The organism is Brevundimonas sp., assembly GCF_046293315.1.
GTDB lineage: Bacteria > Pseudomonadota > Alphaproteobacteria > Caulobacterales > Caulobacteraceae > Brevundimonas.
This window is the reverse complement of the sequence record NZ_JBKBPF010000002.1, coordinates 241,021-264,346: the sequence shown is the minus strand read 5'-3', so window position 1 is coordinate 264,346 and position 23,326 is coordinate 241,021. Positions and strand designations below refer to the sequence as shown.

The window sequence follows — 23,326 nt, the reverse complement described above, 5'->3', positions numbered from 1 at the left end:
GGTCAGATCGGCTGGATGGTGAGGGACAGGATCAGGGGCGCGGTCAGCTCCACATCGTCGAACTGGTAGTCGACGGTCCTGATGGTGGCCAGGTTCGAGCGACGAAGGATTTGTTCGCCGCTTCTGGACAGCTGGATGACGCGGCCCGCATAGCGCAGGCTGGCGGTCTCGCTCTCTCCCAGAGCCCGGTATTGTGCTGAAACCGTGAAGCCGCCCGGCGCATTGCAGGCCTCGACGACCGAGCCTGACACGCCGGGGCTCGCGAGCAACGCTCCGCTTGGGCGGACCCAGCATGCCACCGGCACCCGCGCGGTCAGGCGATAGGTGGTGCCGGACTGGCTGTCCGATGCGGCGGCGCCGGTCACGGCGAAACAGCTCCCGACCAGGGCGAGAGCGGCGACAATGCTGAGCGAGCGGGTCATGGCGAACCTGATCTCCTGTTCGACATGACGCTAGCCGTGAAGGCTTAATATGACGCGAGGAGGTAGGCTTAGCGGGTGGTGAACGAGACGCCGTTCCTGAAGGCAACCGTCAACCTTGGAGGTGTCTTTCTGCCCTGAGGGCCAGCGACGCTTCAGACAGCGGGTTTGGCGCGGTCATGGCGGTCTGCCGGCGCTTCCGCCAGAGCTTGCGTCGGGGGCCGCCCGGCTTCCTGGCCATATCTGGCTACTGACGTCCAGGCCTTGCTAACGCCTGCGGCGCACCAGAAGGATCATCGCGAGCACGCTGACGCTGACCGCCGCGGCGGTGGCGATGCCGGCCTCACGGGCATGGGCCCGTTTCACCAGACCCATCTCAACCAGCGGGTTTGGAAGGCGTCCGCGACGGAGATCCTGAAGCAGTCCTTCGCCGCTGTTCACGCGATCCGCCAACAGGAGCAGGAGCCAGTGACCCCACTGACTTTCGCTGAACCGGAAGGCTGTGCGACGGATGGCGCCGCTGAGCCCTTGCGGGGGCGCCGAGGTGCCGACCACCGCCGTAAGGCGAGGGTGCTCGACGGATCGCAGGATCTCCATATCAACATCCTGCAGCGGCGGCCGGACCCAGTTCATTCCCCTGTCATCGTCCCCGGACCGGTCGCGCATGGGCCAGGTTGGATCGTTCTCGGGATCGGCGTCGACGCCCCAGCCCGGGACCGTGTTCGGGTCTATGCGGGTGGTAGATTTGTCGGCAGCGGCCAGGGCGCGGTCGGACTGGGTCATGGAATGCTCCTTGCTCTCACGCCGCATTGGGAATGAGGACGGGCTTGATGCAGCCGTCCAGCTTGGACGAGAACAGGTGATAGGCTTCCGCCACGTCCTCCAGCGGGACGCGGTGGGTGATGATCGCCTTGGGATCGATGCGGCCCGCCTGCACATGCTCGATCAAACGGGGCAGCAGACGCTTGACCGACGCCTGGTTGGCGCGGATCGTGATGCCCTTGTTCACGACATTGCCGATCGGGACCATGTTGCCCGTGGGCCCGTAGACTCCGACGATCGACACCACGCCGCCCTTCTTGACGGAATTGATCGCCCAGTGAAGCGGCACGGCGCTGCCCGCTTCCAGCTTCAGCTTCTTGCCGAACAGGGTGTGCCAGGCATTTCCCGAGGCGTCGGCGCCGACGGCATCGATGCAGACGTCCGCCCCGAGCTCGGTGGTCTTCTTGATGAAGACCACGGGATCCCCGATCTCGCGAAAGTCGTAAACCTCGGCGGGGCAGTAGGTTCGGGCGAAGTCGAGGCGGTATTCATGGTGGTCGATCACGATCACCCGTCCGGCTCCGAACAGCCAGGCGCAACGGGCCGCCAGCAGACCGATGGGGCCGGCCCCGAACACCACGACCGTGTCGCCCGGCTGGATTCCGCCCATCTCCGCCGCCTGGTAGCCGGTGGGGACCACATCGGTCAGGAGGACCGCGTCGTCCGGATCCATCCAGTCCGGTATCAACGTCGGGCCGAAGTCCGCGTAGGGGACACGCACAAACTCCGCCTGGCCGCCGTCGTAGCCGCCGGCCGTATGGGAATAGCCGAAGATGCCGCCCACCGCCGTGGCCTGGGCGTTGGACTCATGGCAGTTGCCGAACAGGCCCTGCTTGCAGAAGTGACACTGGCCGCAGGCGATGTTGAAGGGCACCAGCACACGGTCGCCTCTCTTCAGATTGGCGACGTCCCCGCCGACCTCCTCGACCACGCCGCAGAATTCATGGCCAAAGGTCGTGCCGACCCGCGTGTCCGGCACCATCCCGTGATAGAGATGCAGGTCCGAGCCGCAGATGCATGAGCGCGTCACCCGCACGACGGCGTCGCGTGGATGCTGAATCGTCGGCATCGGCTTTTCCTGAATTCGGACCCGCCGGGGGCCTCGGTAGTCCATCGCAAGCATTGGGGTCTCCCGTAGGGTGGGTGACTGCCAACCCTGCGGGCGCAGCATCGTTCCAGCATGTCGGGTTTTGATCAGCCCGGATCATCGGAGGCGTTGCGGGCGGATGTCGCCGCAACAGGATGTCCAGCCTTGCGGCCCGCTGACAGGCCGCTCAGTCAAACAGCGTGAGAGTCCTTGCCGACGCGAACGTGGCGACCAGGTCGGCCGCCTTCCAGTCGAAGGAAACACGCGAGGAAGGATCAGGCCGCGACGGCGCCGGGGCGGCCGTCCTCGACCACCCAGCTGTTCAGGGTCGAGACCGTGGCGCGGGGGTCGCGGACATCCGAGATGGTCCGGTAGCGGGTGCTCATCCGGTCACGCTCCACATCGATGGAGACATAGCCGCGCACCCGGCTGTCGAAGAATTTGATCTGCGGATTCTCGGGCATCTGGGCCATCAGCGCCTCATGGGGCGGGCCCGAGGACGAGATGGAGGTGCCGACGAATTCGGTGGCCACGGTCTGGGACGACGGGTCGGCGCTGACGCGCTTCACGTCATTGGTCCAGAACGAGTGATAATCGCCGCTGAGCACCACCGGGTTGCGGGGCCGCAGGGTCACCAGCGCCTCGGTCATCCGGTCGCGCGCCACGGGGAAACCGTCCCAGGTGTCGGTCCAGTAGCGGGTCTCCGCATCGCCGTTGCCGAACCGCAGGCCCGCCATGACCAGATTCTGGCCCAGGATGTTCCAGCGCGCGTCGGACCGCGCCAGGCCCTCGTACAGCCAGCGCTCCTGCTCGAAGCCCAGGAAGGTGCGGGCGGGATCCAGCCGGTCCAGACAGGCGGCGTCGGTGATCACCTGGCCCTTGCCGCCGTTGGGCCCGTCGCTGCAGGCTTGCCTTGAGCGATACTGGCGCCCGTCCAGCATGAAGAACTGCGCCAGCCGACCGTAGCGGACGCTGCGGTGGATCGGCATCTGCAGCCGGGCGTCCAGGCGCGTGCGGCGGATGGGCATGGCTTCGTAGAAGGCCTGATAGCCGGCTGCGCGGCGACGCAGGAAGTCGTTAGGCGTAACGCCGGGCGTCTTGGACCAGACGCCGGAATAGTCGTCGTGGACTTCGTGGTCGTCCCACACCGCCAGACAGGGCGCGGCCGCGTGCAGGCGCTGCAGATCGGCGTCGGTGCGGTGCAGGGCGTAGCGGTTGCGATAGCCCGCGAGTGTGGTGGCCTCTTCCAGACCGTAGGGCCGCACCACATTGGCCGACTGGGCTGCGGTGCGGGTGTATTCGTAGATGTAGTCGCCCAGGAACAGGGTCAGGTCCGGCGCCTCGTCGGCCATGTGGCCATAGGCGCTGAAATAGCCGGACTCCCAATTCGAGCATGAGGCGACCGCCAGACGCAGCCGGTCGATGTCGGCGTCCGGCGCCGGCGCGGTGCGGGCGCGGCCGACCGGGCTCTGCTGGCCCAGGCTGGTGAAACGATACCAGTACGGTCGGTCGGGCGTCAGGCCCTCGATCTCCACGTGGACGCTGTGGGCGCTCGTCCTGTCTGCAGCGACGTCGCCGGCGGCGACGATGCGTCGGAACGCCTCGTCCGCAGCCACTTCCCACCGGACCGCCGCCGGGCCGCCCATGCCGCCCAGACCGTCCGGCGCCACGGGATCGATGGCGAGCCGGGTCCACAGGACGAAGCCGTCGGGCGCCGGATCGCCGCTGGCCACCCCCAGGGGGAAGACATAGGCGCCGTCGGCCCGCGCCTGACTGAAACGCAGCACCAGCGGCGCGGCGACCAGGCCGCCGATCAGATGGCGACGGTTCATGGACGGTGTTTCAAGCATGGACGGGGCTTTCCGGAGCTGTCGAAAGAAAAGATGGCCGGACCGGCTCGCGCCGGCCCGGCCTTTTCTCAGGCGCCTAGAAGTCCACCGTCAAACGGACGCCGACGGTGCGGCCCTGGTTCGGCGAGGACGTCGGACGGGCCGAGCCGTTGAAGCCGTTGCGGGTTTCTTCGTATTCCTTGTCGAAGATGTTGCGGCCCCACAGGCCAAGCCGCCAGTTGGCGTCCTCCGGACCGGCGCTCACGCTCGCGTTCCACAACCAGTAGCCGGACAGCACCGAGCTGGAGGCCGCATTGTAGACGGCGTCACGCTGGTTGTAGTTGGTCTCGGCGCGCAGGCCCCAGCCGGCCATGAACCAGTCGTAGGAAACCGAACCGCCGTAGTTGAACTCGGGGAACTGCAGGGGCTCTCCGGAACGGTCGTTGGTGATGATGTTGTCCCACGGACCGTTCGGCGGGTTCGCCGCATCGGTCGCCGCGCCGTCGATGGCGAAGTACTCGGTGTATTCGCCGGTCTTGTAGCCATAGTTCTGGCTGATGGTCAGGCCCCGGATCGGGGTCCACACCAGCTCGATTTCACCGCCGTAGATTTCCGACTTGGGCACATTGGTGATCTTGCCCAGGCGGCCGGCCTCGCGGTCGTACTCAAGGCCCTGAATCTGCTGGTCGGTATAGTCGTAGAAGAACAGGGCCCCGTTCAGACGCAGGGTGTTGCTGAACAGGTCCGCATTGATGCCCGTTTCGTAGGCGATCACGATCTCGGGCCTGAACGGGGTGGCCGAGGTGGCGTTGTAGGTGGTGAAGCCGCCGGACTTCACGCCGCGGGCCACGCTGGCGTAGAGCAGGGCGTTGTCGTTCAGGGCGTACTCGAGGCCCAGACGCCCGGTCACTTCCGACATGTCGGTGTCATAGGTGATCGCCGGGCCTTCCGGCACGTCGATGCGGCGGGTGCCCGAGGTGGTCAGGCTGCGCTCTTCGTACTCATAGCGCAGGCCGGCGATCAGGTTCAGACGGTCGGTCAGGGCGTAGCTGTTGTGGGTGAACAGGCCGAACGCCTCCACGCTCTGCTCGTAGGGCGTGTTGATCAGGGTCCGGTTCGCGCCACGGAACTGGGTGTAGAAGCCGCCGTCGATGCTTTCGTCAGCATAGTGGGCGCCGACCATCCAGTTCAGGCGGCCGCCGTCGTTGGAGGACAGACGGGCCTCCTGCGAGAAGGCTTCAATGTCGTTGTAGAAGTAGACATCGGACTCGTTGAAGCGTGTGCCGTCCCAGTCGTTGTATTCCGAGCGCTCGAAGGTCTGGTAGGCGGTGACGGTGTTCAGCACCGCCCAGCCCAGGTCAGCCTCAATGCGGGCGCTGAGGTCCAGACCCGTGTTGTCACGGCCGGGCCTGGACCCCAGCGCACGGCCCGAAACCAGCGACATTTCCGGCGACAGCTCCCAGCCGGTGATCCGCCGCTCGGTGTCGGTGGGATAGGTGATGCTGCCGTCGAAGACCGTGTAGGGCCCGCGCAGGCGGAAGCCGAGGCCGTCGGACTGGTCCATGGACCAGGTCCCCGCCAGGTCGACGGTGACGTTTTCGGCGGCAGCCCAGGTCAGGCGGCCGCGGAGCGCGGTCTTGTCCACGTCCCCCAGCTCCTCGCCCGTATCCCGGTGATACTGCCAGGCGCCGCCCTGTTCGGTGACGGCGGCCAGGCGGCCGAGCAGATTGGGCGCGATCTGGCCGGAGACATAGCCCTCGAGCTTGTAGCGGTCATACGAGCCGTACTCGGCCATGAAGCCGGCGCGGGTGTCGGCGGTGGGGGCGTTGGTGATGATGTTGACGGCGCCGCCGGTGGTGTTGCGGCCGTACAGCGTGCCCTGCGGTCCGCGCAGAACCTCCAGGCGGGCGATGTCGAACATCGCGCCCTGGGTGGTGATCGTATAGGGATGCGCGACTTCGTCCACATAGATGCCGACGGTCGAGGCGTTGTTGCTGGAGTATTCGCGCGTGCCGATTCCGCGGATGCGGAAGGCGGGCTGTCCACTGCCGAATTGGCTGTCGACTTCCATGTTCGGCACCAGGTTCTCGATGTCGTTGATGACCTGGACGCCCTTCTCTTCCAGGTTGTCGCCGTCGATGACGCTCAGCGCGATGCCGACGTCCTGGCGGGACTGGGCGCGACGCTGGGCGGTGACGACGACTTCCTGAACGGTCGTGGCGCCCGCGTCAGGCGTCGATTGGGCGGCGGCGGGGAACGCCACGGCCAGGGTCAGGGCGGCGCTCGAGGCGCTGATGAGCAGACGGTGCATTGCGCGATCCATGCGGACGGCGCGCGCAGGCATCCCCTCCCGCGCGGGCCGAACTGTTGATGATGGTGTCGAACAGTCGCTCTATCCGGCGGTTTTTCGAGGCGGCGCCAGCACCGGGGACAGGAGGCCGTGCCGCTTTCTTCGCGCCAGAAAAACAATTGTTCGACAGCAATCTGCTACTAGGACCCGTGCGCAATACTTTTGCGACAGTTGTTAGAAGACTTCCTGTCATCCCAAGGCCCGTAGCGCACCATCGGGCGAGATAACGGTCGTTCTACGCCTGGGTTTGGGCCACGAGTTGGCCTGCGGCGTGCTTCAGATCCGCGCCCGAAAGCGGAATGCCTGTCGCCGAGGCAATCAGTCCGCGCCCCTTGATCCACAGGGCGAAACGCGTGGCGGCCAGTCGTGTGAGGTTGAAACAGGGCGGCCAGACGCCAGAACTGTTGTAGAAGGTGCCGCCGCCCTCCGGCCCGCGCAGCACCATTGCCAGGTCCTGAAGCGCGGGGTCTCGCCGGGCCTCCAGACAGATGCTGGCGATAAGACGGGCGTACTTGATGTAGAAGCCTTCGCCGTCGGGGTTGACCGAGAGCGTGGGGGCCATGATCCGCTGCCAGCTCTCGATGGTCGGCGCCGACGGAGCACCGTCCGGACGGCGGCCGGCGAGATACTGCGGCAACTCGCGGAACACGGTGTGCCAGACCGCGTCCACGACGAAATGGCGCATGTCGGGCCAGTGATAGGCGATCGTCGAGGTCGAGGTGCCGGCGACGAGGCTGACCGACCGATTGGTCACGGATGCGACGCCGCCGGTCAGGATCTGGTCCGCCGCGATGTCGAGCAATTTGAGCCGCATGGAGTCCGCCTCGAGGTCTTCGGCCGGCGCCCGGGGCATGACGAGGTTGTCCCGGAACCAGAAGGTTGCGCTGGCCGATCCGTCCGGCCGGCCGAGGGAACGATCGATCAGTGACCCGAGCCCCTCGGCGCAGACGACCTCATAATCAGCCCGTCCCGAAAGGGCGCCGGCGTAGAACTGCTCGATCACCAGACAGGGGGCGAGGACCCGGGCGAGGTCCGCCGTGTGGACCGAAGCGGCGAGGTAATCGCGCCAAGTGCGCTCTCGCATCGCCTCCCAGCGGCCGATGAGTTCCCGCCGCCCGTCCTCCGCTTCAGCGTCCAGCAACAGCGCTTCCCAGACCCGCACGAACCCGGCGTCCTCTCCGGCTCGCCGACGCAGGTAAAGCATGATGATGGTGAGGAGATTGTCGCGGCTGGCTTCAAGACCCGCGACACTCGCGAAGAACTGACCGTGGAAGCGCGCGTCCCGTTCAAACGCAGCCTCGCCGATCGCCAGAATCAGGCCGGACTTGCTGCCGAACAGATTGACGATGACGGTCGTGCTCTTGCCTACGGCTTGCGCCACGTCGCGCAGGGTCAATCTGCGGAACCCCTGCAGGGCCACCACCTCGATTGCTGCATCGATGATGCGTTGCGAGTCGCTTGATCCCATGAGCCCCTTGCCCTGAAGCATGGGTGTCCATGGAATGCGGGAAGCGGTGTGTCGAGAGATTAGCCTCGTTATAAGGCGTTTCCGCATCGCGCGGCGTCTTTCTGGAACGTTGCCCGGCCGCCCTCGAGCCGCTACCCTTTGGTTTAACCAGAGGAATGCGGGATGCTGGGTGAGGTGCCGAGTTTTGCGATCGACGGGCGGGAGGTGGGAACACCTGCTGCGCTTCAGGCCTTTGGCGGCTCGGTGCAGGATGTCTTCGGGGTCGAGCTTGTCGATCCCGCTCCGACCGGACGCCCCATCGACTTGGTCGCCTGGCATCTCGGCACGATCATGCTTGGCGTATTCTCCGGACCACCCCTGTATTTCAACCGTCCCCCCGCGCTGGTTGCGCGCAGCGGGCTGGATCACATCCTCGTTCAGCTCTACACCGAAGGAGGGTTTTCGGGGATGGCCGGCAGCAAGCCGGTCACGGTGGTCGCTGGGGACATCTGCGTTTTCGACCTCACCGACACGATCAGTACACGCGCCACGAGCTTCTGCAATTACAGCTTGTTGATTCCGCGAGAGGCTCTGTACTCCACGCTCGATGATCTATCGCCGCTGCATGGGATGGTCGTCCCTTCCACCACGCCGCTGGCGGGGATACTGGCGGAGTACATCATCTCGCTGTCCCGGCGTGTGCCGACGCTGAACGCGCGCGAAGCCCTGCTGGCGGCGCTGGCGACCGCGGCTCTGACCAGCACGGTGCTGGCCGGCGAAGCGCATCGAAGCTCCGGACAGCGCTCGACGGGGGAACGGCGGTCGCCGTTGCGGCAAGTGTGCGCCTATATCGACCAACATATTCAGGATCCCGACCTCGATTCGGACCAGATCGCACGCGCCCTGGGCATTTCGCGCGCGAGCCTTTACCGGCTCTTTGCGAGTGCGGGCGGCGTGGGCCGCTATATCCGCCGCCGGCGCCTGAGCGGCGCGGCGCTTGAGCTTTCGGATCCGACCAGGTCCGCGCGGATCGGAGAGGTGGCGATACGCTGGGGCTTCGTCAATGACGCCAGCTTCGCACGCGCGTTTCGGCAGGCGTTCGGTATAGCGCCTCGCGCGGCTCGCGAGCGCAATCTGGCGTTTCTGGCCCCGGCGCCGGATGCCGGGGCCGGTGAAATCAGCGGCCCGGGATTTGCCTACTGGATGCGCACCTTGCACTCGAGCCGCGCGACGCCGGGCTAGTAATTTGACACGGCCGGCACGGTCGTGGGCGCTTTCAAAGCTATTCAAGACGCCTGTTGGTCGCTCGATCCGACGGGATGGCAAGCAGGCTGGCCGTGGCCGGCTGACTCCAGCGATGCTCGGGGAAACCATGAGCCGAGACGGTCAGCGACCAACTGCAGCACGGCGCGCATCCGTGCGGCATTGCTCTGGAACGGCAAGTCTTGCGCTCGTTTCCCTGCTGGCCATGCCGGCATTTGCCCAAGCTTATGTCCGATCCTGTCATCCAGCGTCGTAGTCACCCAGCATTTCGACAGGGATGGTCATCGACTGGCGGCAATTCCCGGTCGGCGCCGGCAGCAGCATCACCTTTGAGCAACAATCCGCTTCGTCGATCGCCCTCAGCGCGCGTGAGTGGGCTGCGGGCGTTGCAGCGAAGCGTCCAAACTTTCGGTGGCATAAAGCTGGTTTCTGCATTAACTTTTTCTTAAGGGGTGCGTTCGGGGGAATTTGGGGCCCATTTCGCGAGTGCGTTCAACTCGGACGCGAAATGTCTTGCCGCCTGTTTTCGACTGCGCCGAATGTGGTTGGAAATCAGGGGCCTATCATGAACGCGCTCGTCAGCAGTGGCTCGCGGTTATCTCGAATCGCGGTCTTGGTGGACCATCTCGCCTCGGGTCTGGCTCCCGAGCGACTTCCGAAGGACGAGGCGGACGCAGCCCGCGCCCAGATCGAGGAGATGGTCGCGCTGCTGGCGGTCCGGAAGGACAGCGACGCCCGCGCCCTGGCTTCCGCCCTGCGCCGGCTTTCGAGCTGTCTGGCCCAGGTCGACGGTCGTCGGCGGGCGCGCAAGTCCGACGAAGTCCGCAACCGGCGACTGCTGCGAGCGCTCCGCAGGATCGCCCTGATCCTGGCCACCAGCATGGCGGTGTCCGCGCCGCTCGCGGCGGCGGCGGCGGCGCCGGACCTGTCGACGCCCCCCGGGGTCCAGGCCGCAATTCCTGTCCTCAGTGTCGGCGACCCGGTGTTCAACCCCGTCACCGCGTTGAACGAGGAGGTGGTCGAGATCATCAGCCCGGCCGTCGTTCGCACCAACCTGGGCAATTTCATTCTGCTCGCCACGACTGTGGGCGACATCTTCACCGACCCGGAGACGGGGGAAGCCTATGAGGTGACGGCCGTCGTCCTCAACGGGTTGGGCAATCCCGTCACCGTCACGGTCGAGGACAGCGGCGGCGCAGCGACCGTGCTCGGTGTGGTGACCGACCAGTCGGGGCAGATCGCGGGTGTCACCCCCGATCCGGATGGCTCGAACGGTTCAGGCGCCTCGGACTTCAATTTCCCGACGGCCGCGGGCGACTCGAACAATTTCGACCGGGCCCGCAGGGGTGACGACGGCGGCGACGGCTCCGACGGGGGCGGCGTAAGGATCTGTGTGCCGTTTCTGGGCTGCGCCACCATCGGCGTTTCGCCCAGCAACGGCGGCAACGGCGCCACCGGGCCGACGGTCAATGAGGTGGTCGACAGCGGCTGGGGGGACATCGAGACCGTTTCCGCAGGCTTGCCGGGTATCGTCGTCTCGAGCGTCGGCGGCAACGGCGGGCAGGGCGGCGACGGCTTCGGCATCAACATTCCCGGCGCGCGCGGCGGCCAGGCCGGCCAAGGCGGCTCGGTCACCCTCGACGCGTCGGTGACGGTCGTCACGAGCGGCGACGAGTCCCACGGCATCTTCGCCCAAAGCCGTAGCGGCCGCGGCGGGGACGGGGGCACGGGTTACATCGCCAGCGGCGGCGGCGGCGGCGGCACATCCGGCCAGGGCGGGACCGTCAACGTCACCCATTCGGGCCAGATATCCACGTCCGGCGACGGCGCCATGGGTATTCTGGCCCAGAGCCTGGGCGGCGCGGCCGGCGGCGGCGGCGACAGCTATGGCATCATAGGCGACGGCGGCGGGGGCAGCGCCGGCGGCAATGGCGGGAACGTCACCGTCGACCACAGCGGCGTCATCGAGACTTCGGGCGGCACCGCCCATGGCGTCCTCGCCCAGTCCATCGGCGGCTCGGGCGGCAACGCCGGCAATTCCGGCGGCATCGTCACCTTTGGTGACTCCGGCGACGCGGGCGGCAACGGCGGGTCGGCCTCGATCATCGCCCGCGACGGCTCCAGCACCGTGACGACCGGCGAGGGCTCTCACGGCCTGTTCGCCCAGTCCGTGGGCGGCGGGGGCGGCAACGGCGGCAACGCCGGCGGCCTGGTCACGCTCGGGTCCGGCGGCGGTGCGGGCGGGGCGGGCGGATCAGCGACCATCCAGCTGGAGACCGGCGGCTTCGTCGGCACCGGCGGCGACTATTCCTACGGCCTGTTCGCCCAGTCGGTCGGCGGCGGCGGCGGTGATTCCGGTTCTTCGGGCGGCTTCGTCACCATGGGCGCGTCCGGCGATGCGGGCGGGGCGGGCGGCGGGGTCCAGATCACCACCGGCGGCAGCGTCACCACTGACGGCCTGGATTCGCGCGGCGTGTTCGCCCAGTCGGTGGGCGGCGGGGGTGGCGCGGCCCGCGGGGTCGGCGGGGTCGTCTCCCTCGGCGGCGGCGGCGCGGCGGGCGGTGCGGGGGGCGCGGTCACCGTGACGGCGACAGAGTCGAGCTCGGTGGTCACCAGTGGCGACGGCAGCGACGGCGTGTTCGCCCAGTCGGTGGGCGGCGGCGGCGGCTCGGGCTCCAGCTCCGGGGGCGTCGTGTCGCTGGGCGGGACGGGCGGCGGCGGGGGGGCCGGCGGCGCGGTCTCGGTCACCCACGGCGGCGAGATCGAAACCGGCGGGCTGAATTCGCGCGGCATCTTCGCCCAGTCGGTGGGCGGCGGCGGCGGCTCGGGCGGTCACAGCGGCGGTCTCGTCTCGATCGGCGGCGCCGGCGGCGCGGCCAGTCATGGCGGCGACGTCGACGTGATCAACACCGGTTCCATCACCACCACCGGGAATCTGTCCAGCGCTATCCAAGCCCAGTCAATCGGCGGCGGCGGGGGCGACGGCGGCACCACCGGCGGGGTCTTTCTCACCATCGGGGGCAGCGGCGGCGGCGGCGGGAATTCCGGCATCGTCACGGTCGAGCACAGCGGCGCGCTGTTCACCGGCGGCGACGATTCCCACGGCATCTTCGCCCAGGCCGTGGGCGGGGGTGGGGGCAATGGCGGCGCGAGCGCCTCGGTCAGCGCCTTCGCGGGCGCGGCCGTGGGCGGCGCCGGCGGCGCCGGCGGCGCCGGAGGCGTCGTCAACGTCAATCTCTCGCAGAGCCTGGTCAATGTGGGCGGAACGCCGACCCTCGTCGATCCGCTGATCGTCACCCGGGGCGATCGCGCGCGCGGCGTGTTCGCGCAGAGCGTGGGCGGTGGCGGCGGCAATGGCGGCTTCGCGGCACAGGCTTCGGCCGGCTACGGCATCGGCGCCAGCATCGCCATCGGCGGCTCAGGCGGCTTGGGCGGCGTTGGCGGGGAAGTCAATCTGAACGGCGACGCAATCATCCTTACCGAGGGCGACTTTTCGCAGGGCGTGTTCGCGCAGAGCGTGGGCGGCGGCGGCGGCAACGGCGGTTTTGCGACGGCGTTCTCCTTCGCGGCGGGTGAGACCGCGGCAGCCGCCTTCTCGGTCGGCGTCGGCGGCAGCGGCGGCACGGGCGGCCAAGGCGGCCTCGTCCAGATCAATTCGGGCGGGGCCATCGAAACCCGGGGCGACTTCTCCACCGGCTTCCTGACCCAGAGCGTGGGCGGCGGGGGCGGCAACGGCGGCTTCGCTGTCTCGTTCGCCGGTTCTGGCGCCGGCGTGGCCTCGGCCGCTGCGGCGGTGGGCGTCGGCGGTTCGGGCGGCTCCGGCGGGGTCGGCGGGACGGTCAACGCGCTGTTTGACGGGACCATTTTGACGGTCGGCGACGATTCGCGCGCGGCGCTGATCCAGTCGGTGGGCGGCGGCGGCGGCAACGGCGGCTTCAACATCGCCGGTGCGGTCTCGATTTCGGGCACGGTCGGGGTGGCGGCGGCGGTCGGCGTCGGGGGCGCGGCGGGCGACGGCGGCGCGGGCGGCGCGGTCACGGGCCGTGTCGGGGGGGCGGTGCAGACCGGCGGCGACCGGTCGACCGGCGTCACCATCCAGTCGGTGGGCGGCGGCGGCGGCTCTGGCGGATTCAATATCTCCGGCTCCATCGGCGGCGGCGGCGCGGTGGGCGGCGCGGTGTCGGTGGGCATCGGCGGCGCGGGCGGCGGCGGCGGTGCAGGCGGCGACGTGACCGGCTCGTCCGGCTCGACGATCCTGACCACGGGCCACCAGTCCGGCGGCCTGGTGGTGCAGAGCGTGGGCGGCGGCGGCGGGGACGGGGGCTTCAATGTCGCCGGCTCCATCGGCGGCTCGGGCGGGGTCGGCGCCGCGTTGTCGGTGGGCGTCGGCGGGGCCGGCGGCGGCGGCGGCGGCGGCGGCACGGTCATCGGTCACGCCGAGGGCCTGGTGCAGACCACGGGCGACCAGTCCACAGGCGTGACGTTACAGAGTATCGGCGGCGGCGGCGGCGCGGGCGCCTTCACCGTGGCCGGCTCCATCGGCGCCGGAAGCACGGTCGGCGCAGGCCTGTCGGTGGGCGTCGGCGGCGCGGGCGGCGGCGGCGGCGGCGGCGGTGCGGTGACGGCTTCTGCGGTCGGCGTCACGACGACCGGCGACCAGTCCGGCGGCTTCCTCGCCCAGAGCGTGGGCGGCGGCGGCGGCAGCGGCGGGTTCTCGATCGCAGGCTCGATCGGCGGCGGCGGCGCCGTGGGCGCGGGCGTGTCGGTGGGCATCGGCGGATCCGGCGGCGGCGGCGGCCTCGGCGGCCAGGTCGACGCTGCGGTCACCGGGGACGTCACCACCCTGGGCGAGGAGGCGGACGCCATCGTGGCCCAGAGCGTGGGCGGCGGCGGCGGCAACGGCAGCTTCGCGGTCGCGGGTTCGATCGGAGCCAGCGGCGGCGGCGCGGGCGCGGCGAGCGTCGGCGTGGGCGGCTCGGGCGGCGTGGGCGGCCGGTCGGGCGACGTCACCCTCGACGTCCTGGGCGCGGCCCGGACTGCAGGGCTGAACAGCGACGGCGTCGTGGCGCAGTCAATCGGCGGCGGCGGCGGCAACGGCGGCTTCGCCGTGGTCGGCAACATCGCCGGCGCGGCCGCAGGTGCCGGAACCGTCGGCATCGGGGTCGGCGGCTTTGGCGGCGGCGGCGGCGACGCCGGCGGCGCCACCCTGCGCGTCAACACGGGTGTGGCCGATGCAGGCAACGCGCTGCTGGCGGCGCACACCGCCGGAGACAATGCGCGCGCCATTCTGGTCCAGAGCGTGGGCGGCGGCGGCGGCAACGGCGCCTTCGCCGTTACAGGCGGTATCTCGGGCGCCAAGGGCGCGGCTGGCAATGTGGGCGTGGGTGTCGGCGGCGGCGGCGGCGACGGCGGGGACGGCGGCGTGGTCATCGCCGACGTCAACGGCGACGTCCTGACCACCGGCGACGACGCCACCGGCATCTTCGCCCAAAGCCTCGGCGGCGGCGGCGGCAACGGCGGCTTCAGCGTCGCGGGCGGCATCTCCGGCTCCAAGGGCGGCGCCGGCAACCTGATGATCGGGGTCGGAGGCTTCGGCGGCGGCGGCGGCGAAGGCGGAGACGTCCGGGGCGTGGTCACCTCCGACGTCACGACCCTGGGGGACCGCTCGACGGCGGTCACCTACCAGTCGGTCGGCGGCGGCGGCGGCAACGGCGGGTTCACCGTCTCGGGCGGCATCGCCGGCAGCGCCGGCGGATCCGGCTCGGTCAGCCTGGGCGTGGGCGGCGGCGGCGGCGACGGTGGGGCCGGCGGGGACGTCAATGTGGACATCACCGGCCTGATCCAGACGGCAGGCGACGGCAGCGACGGCGTGCTGGCGCAGAGCGTGGGCGGCGGCGGCGGCAACGGCTCGTTTGCGATCACCGGCAATGTGGCCTTCTCGGCTGGCGGTGCGGGGACGCTGGGCGTCGGCATCGGCGGCATGGGCGGTGGCGGGGGCGACTCCGGCTCGGTCACCCTGCGGCTCAATGACGGCGTGCTCGACCCGACGAACGCCCTGATCGCGGCCCAGACCACCGGCGACGGCTCGCGCGCGGTTGTCGCGCAGTCAATCGGCGGCGGCGGCGGCAACGGCGGCTTCGCCGTGACGGCGGGACTGTCTCTGGCCAAGGGCGCGGCCGGCAACATGGGCGTGGGCATCGGCGGCGGCGGCGGCGACGGCGGCGATTCCGGCAAAGTGACCGGCGAGATCACCGGCGACGTCCGCACCGGAGGCGATGACGCCTCGGCCGTGCTGGTCCAGAGCGTGGGCGGCGGCGGCGGCAACGGCGGCTTCAACATCACCGGCGGCATCACCGGCGCCAAGGCCGCGGCCGGCAACCTGATGGTCGGCGTGGGCGGTTTCGGCGGCCTGGGGGGTGACGCCGGTGAGGTGACCGGCGGCGTCGAGGGCGACATCCTGACTTTCGGCGACCGGTCTTTTGGCGCGACTTATCAGAGCCTTGGCGGCGGCGGCGGCAACGGCGGCTTCAACATCACCGGGGGCGTCAGCCTGTCGATCGCCAGCGGCGCGGCCGGCAATCTGGGCGTCGGCGTGGGCGGCTTCGGCGGCGATGGCGGGGACGCCGGGTCGGTCGATGCCTACCTGACCGGAAACATCGACACCGTCGGCCGGGAATCCTACGGCGCCCTGCTGCAGAGCGTGGGCGGCGGCGGCGGCAACGGCGGCTTCAACATCACCGGGGGGCTCAGCGCCTCGACCGGCGGCAGCGGCACGCTTGGCTTCGGCCTGGGCGGGTTCGGCGGCGGCGGCGGCAACGCGGGCAGCGTCACCGGCGTGCTGACCGGCGACGTCACCACTTCGGGCGACGAGTCCTATGGCGCGATGCTGCAGAGTCTGGGCGGCGCGGGCGGCAACGGCGGGCTGAATGTCACCGGGGCGGTGGCCTTCGCCGTCAACAACAGCGCCGCAGCCGCCATCGGCATCGGCATCGGCGGCTTCGCCGGCGGCGGCGGCAACGCCAGCGCGGTCGACGCCACGGTCATCGGCGACTATGCGACCTCCGGCGTGAACGCCGACGCGGTGATCGCCCAGAGCCTGGGCGGCGGCGGCGGCAATGGTGGTCTGAACGTCACCGGCGCCCTGTCGCTCAGCACCGGGACCGCCGGCACGGGGTCGATCGGCATCGGCGGGTTCGGCGGCGTCGGCGGCGATGCGGGCGACGTATCCCTGATCCGCACCGGCGACACCGCGACTGACGGCCAGAACTCCGACGGCGTCATGGCCCAGAGCGTGGGCGGCGGCGGCGGCAACGGCGGGATCAATGTCTCGGGCGGCCTGACGGCGTCCTCCGGCGGCGCAGCCGGCTCGCTCGGGTTCGGCCTCGGCGGCTTCGGCGGCGGCGGCGGCGACGCGGGCGACGTGACGGCGGTCGTGACCGGCAATGTCCACGCCCGCGGGGCGGGTGCGGTCACCATCGTGGAGGCGATTTCGCAGACCTCCCCGCTGCCGGATGCGATCACTGACATCGTCAACCAGATCGTGCCCGGCACGTTCGAGACCATCGAGCGGCCGGCCTATCAGTCCATCGCAGACGGCTCTCACGGGGTCGTCGCCCAGAGCATCGGCGGCGGCGGCGGCTCGGGCGGCCTGAATGTCACCGGCCAGGTCTCGTTGGTGGTTCCGGGCGGCTCCCACGCGGCCCGGTCGGTGTCGATCGGCGTGGGCGGTTTCGGCGGTTCCGGCGGCGACGCGGGTAACGTCGACCTCACGGTTCAGGCGCCGGGCGCGGACCGGGTGCAGGTCAGCGCCATCGGCGATGACCGTTCGGCGGTGATCGCCCAGTCGGTAGGCGGCGGCGGCGGCGTCGGCGGCATCAACATCTCCGGCGGCTTCGCCATGAACGGGGTTCTGACCGCCGGAGTCGGCGGCTTTGGCGGGGCCGGCGGCGTCGGTCGTGACGTGTGGGCCGATGTGGACGCGGACCTGTTCGCCACCGGGGCGCGTTCGCGCGGCATGATGGTGCAGTCCATCGGCGGCGGCGGCGGCGCGGGCGCCATCAACATCTCCGGCGGCGTCAGCGCCGACCCGGCGAGTCGTGAGCCCTCCCTGACCTTCGGCCTGGGCGGCTTCGGCGGCGCGGGCAACATCAGCGGCGACGTGAGTGCGCGCCATAATGGCCAGATTCTGGTGCAGGGCTTCCAGTCGATCGGCTTGCTGGCCCAGAGCGTGGCCGGCGGCGGCGGATCGGGGGGGCTGAACGTTTCTGCGGACGTTCACCTCGGTCGTAGCGACACCCGGACCCATGGCGTGGCCATCGCAGTCGGGGTCGGGGGCACGGGCGGCGCCGGCGCGGACGCGGGCGACGTCATGGTCGACAGCGTCGGCAACATCTTCGTCAACGCCCAGGCGCGCGCGGACGCCCTCCCGGACGAAGATCCGTGGGAATCCATTGAATACGCCGGTGATTCTGTTGGGATTCTGGCGCAGAGCATCGGCGGCGGCGGCGGCATCGGCGGCATCAGCGTCACCGGGGTGGTCGCGCCCTTCGGACAACCGGCCGCCATCGGCGTGGGCGGTTCGGGAGGATCCGGCGGTCACGGCGGCACGGTCGATGTCGTCCGCGGCTATGAGACGGCAGGGGGCGTTGAGACCACGGCTTCCGGCCTGATCCGGACCTTCGGCGACAACTCGGACGGCCTGGTGGCCCAGAGCATCGGCGGCGGCGGCGGCCGCGCCGGCATGAACTTCACCTTCGCTGTGACCACCAGCAGCCCGACCACCAACTCGCTGGCGGCGCTGATCACGGTCGGCGGCGGCGGCGCCGGCGCCGGCAGCGGCGACGACGTTTCGGTCCGCCACTACGGCGATATCATCACCTCCGGCGTAAACAGCGCCGGTCTGGTGGCGCAGTCCGTGGGCGGCGGGGGCGGCGACGCCAACTTCAACATCGGCTTCGGCATACTCAAGGACACGACGGCCCTGAATCTGGCCGTGGGCGGCGCCGTCGGGGCCGGCGGCACGGGCGGCGACGTGACGGTCGACCATGTCGGCACGATCATCACCGCCGGCCGGGCCTCCAACGGTGTCAGGGCCCAGAGCATCGGCGGCGGCGGCGGCAATACCTCGCTGGACATGGCCCTGGGTCTCCGGGCCGCCAATGCGCTGAGCGTGACGGTCGGGCGCCAGGGCGGCACGGGCGGCGCCAGCGGCAATGTGGACGTCAATGTGGACGGCGTCATCGACACCACCGGCGATGAATCCACGGCCGTCTTCGCCCAGTCCATCGGCGGCGGCGGCGGGGCCAGCAGCGCTGTGGTTGTCGGGGCGACCGGCACCCGCAGCCCGGGCACGGCGGATGCGGCCTCCTACAGCGGCTCGGTCGCTGTGGGCCTCGACGGTGGCGTCGGCGCCACCGGCGGCGACGTCGCGGTCATCGCCGACGGCGACATCACCACCCGCGGTGACGACGCACGCGGCATCCACGCCCAGTCCGTCGGCGGCGGCGGCGGCACGGGCGGCAGCGCCGGCAACGTGATCTTCCGCGCAGCCGGGGCGGCCAGCGTAGCGGTCGGCGGCGCAGGCGGCGTGGGCGCGACCTCCGGGGAGGTTCATGTCGATAACGCCGCGCAAATCGTGACCCTCGGCGACCGGTCTGACGGCATTCTGGCCCAGTCGGTCGGGGGCGGCGGCGGCCTGGCGGGCAGCGCCCGCACCATCGCCATCCAGGTCGGCGGCGTGCCCGCCGGCACGACCACCCGAACGGCGTCGGTCAATGTCGGCGGCACGGGCGGAACCGGCGCGGTCGGCAATCTCGTTGACGTCGTCAACACGGGCGTGATCGCCACCGAGGGTGAGCTGTCGTTCGGCATCCGCGCCCAGTCTATCGGCGGCGGCGGCGGCGTGGGCGGCGCGGCGATCAATTTCCGCGCCCAGGGCACCCGCAGCAACGACTCCATCGACCTCAACATCGGCGGGCAGGGCGGAACCGGCGGCGCGGGCGGAGCGGTCAATGTCCTGAACGAAGGCCTGATCTACACTCAAGGCCGCGCGGCCGCGGGCATCAGCGCCAACAGCATCGGCGGCGGCGGCGGCGACGCGGGCATCGTGCTCGACGTGGTGGCCGGCGGCACCGGCGCCGACCAGCAGAGCCACCGGGTCGTCATGAACTTCGGCGGCTCGGGCGGCGACGGCGGCGTGGGCGGCGCGGTGACGGTGACCAACCACACCACGGGCGTGGACGGCACCGGCCAGATCGTCACCCGCGGAGCGGACGCCTACGGCATCTTCGCCCAGAGCCTGGGCGGCGGCGGCGGCAACGGATCGTCTGTCATCTCCATCACCGGGCTGCGCAGCGGGTCTGACAGCTTCGTCGCCGGCCTGACGGTGGGGGGCACGGGCGGCACGGGCAACACCGGCGGCGTGGTCACCGTCAGCAACGACGGGCTGATCGACACCACCGGGGCCGGCGCCCACGGCATCCTGGCGCAGTCCATCGGCGGCGGCGGCGGCAACGGCGGTCTGGCCATCACAGCAGCCGGTCTGATCGGGGCGGCGACGAGCACCCCGCTGATCACCATCGGGGGAACCGGCGGTGACGGCGGCGACAGCAGTCTGGTGACCGTCAACAACTCGGGCCGGATCATAACGCGCGGCGCAGGCGCTCACGGCATCGTGGCGCAGAGCATAGGCGGCGGCGGCGGCAACGCCCAGATGGGCTTCAGCCTCGGCGGCGAAGTCTCCACCCTGGCCTTGTCAACCAGATTGTCGGCCCTGGTCGGCGCCCTGGGCGGTGGGACGGGCGGCGCGGGCGGCGAGGTGGTGGTCAACCACTCCGGCGACATCACCGTGCTGGGCGACGGCTCCATGGCCATCAAGGCCGAGAGCATCAACGGCGGCGGCGGCACCCTGACGCTGGACTTCAGCGGCATCACCGGTCTTCCGGGGATCCCCTTCGTCGACATCCATGGCGATACGGTCACCGCCGACCCGCTGGTCGAGGCCCGCGCCGGCGCGGACGGGGCCACGGACATGAACGCAGGGTCGGTCACGGTGAACACCACGGGCACGTTCGGCGCCTTGGGCGACAACGGGGTCGGCAGCTTCACCCAGGCTGTCGGCGGCGGCGGCGGTTCGCTGATCCTCAAGACGGTGCTGGCCCATCCGGGGACGGAGCCGGCCGCCCCGCTCGGGGTGGAGGCCACCCTGGGCGGCGTCGACGGCGAGAACAACAACGGCGGCGACATCAACAGCGTCCACTCCGGCGACATCGTCACCACCGGGCTGAACACCCCCGGCGCCCTGATGCAGTCCATCGGAGGTGGTGGTGGCCGGGCCGTCATCGACATCACGATCCCGCAGGGGGCGTTGCTCGGCCCGGTCGGGGTCACGCTCGGCGGCAAGAACGGGCTGAATGAGTCCGGCGGCCAGATCACCCTCGACCATACGGGCTCGATCGTCACGACGGCGGCCTTCGCCCCGGGCGCGATCCTGCAAAGCATCGGCGGCGGCGGCGGCTCGGCCAGCATTATCCTGCAGGACGACAACCCGGCTGCTTCTCCAGTGTCGACGGCCTCGGTGGCGATGGCGCCGCAAGCGGCCCTTGCGGGCGTGCCCGTGCTGGTCGACTTCGGCGCGAACGGCGGGGCGGGACTGGACGGCGGCGACATCGACGCCGCGTTCAGCGGCGGCATAGCCACCGAGGGCGACAGCGCCATCGGTCTGATCCTGCAGTCCATCGGCGCCGGGGGCGGCGAGGCGCGCCTGTCCGGGGCTGCTGATCCCCAGATCACCCTGGGCGGCTTCAATGACGCTTCGGGCGACGGCGGCGCGGTCGTGTTGAGCAATACCGGGGAGGTGTTCACCTCCGGTGCTCGGGCCCACGGTGTTTTCCTGCAGTCCATCGGCGGCGGCGGCGGCGCGGCGTTCGGCGACTTCACGACGCCGACCGTGACCCTGAACGCGGATAATACCGGCGACGGCGGCGCGATCACGTTCGCCCAGACCGGGCACATCACCGTGCTGGGCGCCGGGGCCCATGGCGTCATCGCCCAGAGCGTGGGCGGCGGCGGCGGCTGGGTCGACGGCGCGTTCGCTGGCACGGGCGGTGGGGTTGGCGCGGGCGGCGCCATCGATCTCGATCTGGCTGGTCAGGTGTTCGCGGCCGGCGAGGACGGCGTCGCTGTGTTCGCCCAGAGCCTGGGCGCCAGCGGCGGCGGGGACATCACCCTGGTGTCTGACGGTCTGATCCGCGGTGGCGCGGGCATCGGGGCCGGCGTGGTGTTCGAGGGCGGCGACCAGAACCTGGTCCAGACCACGGGCTCTATCTCGGCGGTCTCCGGCTTGGCTATCCTGACGGGCGCCGGCGACGAGCGGGTGGAAAACGACGGCGTGGTGATCGGCAACATCGACCTCGGCGGCGGCGACAATGTCTTCGTCAACGGGGGGAATGGCGTGTTCGTCGCCTTCGACACCATCGACCTGCGCGACCAGCCCACGGATGAGGGCGTGTTCATCAACGAGGGCGACTTCCTGATGGGGCTCGGCGCCCCGGCCTTCCCGCTCGATCTGGCGGCGGGCGACGTGTTCGGGGACCTCGACGGCTCGGGGAATCCCGCGACGAACCTGATGTACGGCGCACGGGTGATCAACACGGTCGGGCTGGACGGCGACTTCGTCCAGACCGCCGGCGGCCATCTGGAGTTCGACGTTGCGTTCGGTCCCTACGCTTCGGACCGGGTCAATGTCACCGGCGACGCCACGGTTGACGGGACAGGGGACATCACCCTGATCTGGCTTGAGAATAACGACGACGTGACCCTCTTCGCCACCGACGGGGCAGGGGCGGACAACGGGCTGGAGATCTCCGACACCCTGGCGCTGGATTACAGCATCAGGGCCGACGCCGACGGCGTGCACCTCGGCTTCGTGAGCGATTTTGGCCAGGCCTTCCTGAACGACAACGGTCAGGCTCTGGGCGGCAGCATCGACTCGGCGCTGATCGCCGGGGGGGCATCCGGCATCGGCCGGCTGGCGGCTCTTCTGGGCAACCTGCGCGCCGGCGACGAGGAGATCTACTCGGCCATCTTCACCGAGATGGACCCCAGCCCGCACCTGGAGCCGCTGCAGCTCCAGTTCGCCACGGCCAACAGCTTCTCGAACGAACTGTTCGGTTGCACCAATGTGGTGGTCCAGTCTGGCGAGCAGTGCGTGTGGAGCCGGCTTGAAAACACCCGGCGCGAGAGCGTGGCGGATTTCGAGCATTTCGGCACATCCAGCCACGGCGTCCGCCTGCGGGCCGGCTTTGAACAGCCCGCCAGGGGCCTGTGGTCGGTGGCTGCGGCCATCGGCTATGACGACGTCGATCACATGCGGATCGACGGGCTTCGGGCCTTCACTGACGGCAAGTCCCTGAATCTGGGCCTCGGCCTGCGTCGCACCCAGCCCAACGGCTTCGAGGCGGGTGTCGCGGTGTCGGGCGGGGTGCAGTGGATGGACACCGAGCGGACCATGAACATCTTCGGGCCGGAGAGCGGGACATCCTCGCCGGAAAGCCGCTACGCCCAGGTGTCAGGCCATCTCGCCTATCTGGCGCGCCACGGCTCGTTCTTCGCCCGGCCCGCCCTTCAGGCCTCGGTCACCGCCCTGCACGGGGACGGCTTCGCCGAGGAGGGGTTGGGGGGCAACGGTGTCGAGCGCCTGGCCGATACCCAGTATCTCGCGACCCTGAATCCGGAGCTGCAGTTCGGCCTCGTGTTCTCTGAAACGCCGGGGGCACAGGGCGTGCTGAGCTTCACAGTGGGAGGCGTCTTCCAGTCCGAGGACGAGATTGAGTCGCCGTTCCGCATGCTGGGCGCCAGTCCGCTGTCCGATCCTGCGGTGATCAGCACACCGCTGGACCGCGAAGCGCTGCGCGTCGGGGCCGACTTCGCCATCGTCGGCGACAACGGCGTATCGATGCGCCTGCGCTACTCCGCCGAGTTCGGCGACCGCACCGACAGCCACAGCGCCGGGCTCGATTTCCGCTTCCGGTTCTGACCCGGGGCGGATGAACTCCCGGGTTCACTGAACTCGGGAGGCGGACCAGGACGCCGACCGCCGTTCGCCCTCTC

The 23,326-nt window shown here is 70.1% G+C and carries 8 protein-coding genes; 2 read left to right on the top strand and 6 right to left on the bottom strand.

Features of this window, described 5'->3' with window-relative positions; genetic code table 11:
• Positions 1–2: 2 nt before the first annotated feature.
• The 6 genes from ACK4SE_RS03025 to ACK4SE_RS03000 all read right to left on the bottom strand — a co-directional run bounded on the left by ACK4SE_RS03025 (position 3) and on the right by ACK4SE_RS03000 (position 7,996).
• On the bottom strand, positions 3–422 hold the full coding sequence (locus ACK4SE_RS03025; RefSeq protein WP_409688591.1) for a hypothetical protein: 420 nt from the start codon (positions 420–422) through the stop codon (positions 3–5).
• Between the two features lie 264 nt (positions 423–686).
• Entirely contained in the window at positions 687–1,202 is a 516-nt protein-coding gene (locus ACK4SE_RS03020; RefSeq protein ID WP_409688588.1) for a hypothetical protein, read from the bottom strand.
• Between the two features lie 16 nt (positions 1,203–1,218).
• A complete protein-coding gene (locus ACK4SE_RS03015; RefSeq protein ID WP_409688585.1) occupies positions 1,219–2,310 on the bottom strand; it encodes a zinc-dependent alcohol dehydrogenase in 1,092 nt (363 codons plus the stop codon).
• A gap of 293 nt (positions 2,311–2,603) precedes the next feature.
• Positions 2,604–4,160 (bottom strand): alkaline phosphatase D family protein, encoded by a 1,557-nt coding sequence (locus ACK4SE_RS03010; RefSeq protein WP_409688582.1) that lies wholly within the window; start codon positions 4,158–4,160, stop codon positions 2,604–2,606.
• Positions 4,161–4,254: 94 nt separating this feature from the next.
• A complete protein-coding gene (locus ACK4SE_RS03005; protein WP_409688579.1) occupies positions 4,255–6,468 on the bottom strand; it encodes a TonB-dependent receptor in 2,214 nt (737 codons plus the stop codon).
• A gap of 274 nt (positions 6,469–6,742) precedes the next feature.
• Positions 6,743–7,996, bottom strand: a complete 1,254-nt coding sequence (locus ACK4SE_RS03000) for a TetR family transcriptional regulator (protein ID WP_409688576.1) — start codon at positions 7,994–7,996, stop codon at positions 6,743–6,745.
• 141 nt (positions 7,997–8,137) lie between these two features.
• Between ACK4SE_RS03000 and ACK4SE_RS02995 the strand changes: the two genes are divergently transcribed.
• Together ACK4SE_RS02995 and ACK4SE_RS02990 are read left to right on the top strand one after the other, a co-directional pair.
• Positions 8,138–9,196 carry a helix-turn-helix domain-containing protein gene (locus ACK4SE_RS02995; protein ID WP_409688573.1) on the top strand — a complete coding sequence of 353 codons (1,059 nt, stop codon included), beginning with the start codon at positions 8,138–8,140 and terminating at the stop codon, positions 9,194–9,196.
• Positions 9,197–9,830: 634 nt separating this feature from the next.
• Complete coding sequence (locus ACK4SE_RS02990) at positions 9,831–23,252, top strand: hypothetical protein (protein ID WP_409688570.1); 13,422 nt, start codon at positions 9,831–9,833, stop codon at positions 23,250–23,252.
• The last annotated feature ends 74 nt before the right edge of the window (positions 23,253–23,326 follow it).

What these genes read in the sequence shown, in the direction of transcription:
- ACK4SE_RS03015 (WP_409688585.1), bottom strand. Translation starts at nt 2,310, where the DNA reads ATGCCGACGATTCAGCATCCACGCGACGCCGTCGTGCGGGTGACGCGC.
- ACK4SE_RS03000 (WP_409688576.1), bottom strand. Translation starts at nt 7,996, where the DNA reads ATGCTTCAGGGCAAGGGGCTCATGGGATCAAGCGACTCGCAACGCATC.
- ACK4SE_RS03020 (WP_409688588.1), bottom strand. Translation starts at nt 1,202, where the DNA reads ATGACCCAGTCCGACCGCGCCCTGGCCGCTGCCGACAAATCTACCACC.
- ACK4SE_RS02995 (WP_409688573.1), top strand. Translation starts at nt 8,138, where the DNA reads ATGCTGGGTGAGGTGCCGAGTTTTGCGATCGACGGGCGGGAGGTGGGA.
- ACK4SE_RS03010 (WP_409688582.1), bottom strand. Translation starts at nt 4,160, where the DNA reads ATGAACCGTCGCCATCTGATCGGCGGCCTGGTCGCCGCGCCGCTGGTG.
- ACK4SE_RS03005 (WP_409688579.1), bottom strand. Translation starts at nt 6,468, where the DNA reads ATGCACCGTCTGCTCATCAGCGCCTCGAGCGCCGCCCTGACCCTGGCC.
- ACK4SE_RS03025 (WP_409688591.1), bottom strand. Translation starts at nt 422, where the DNA reads ATGACCCGCTCGCTCAGCATTGTCGCCGCTCTCGCCCTGGTCGGGAGC.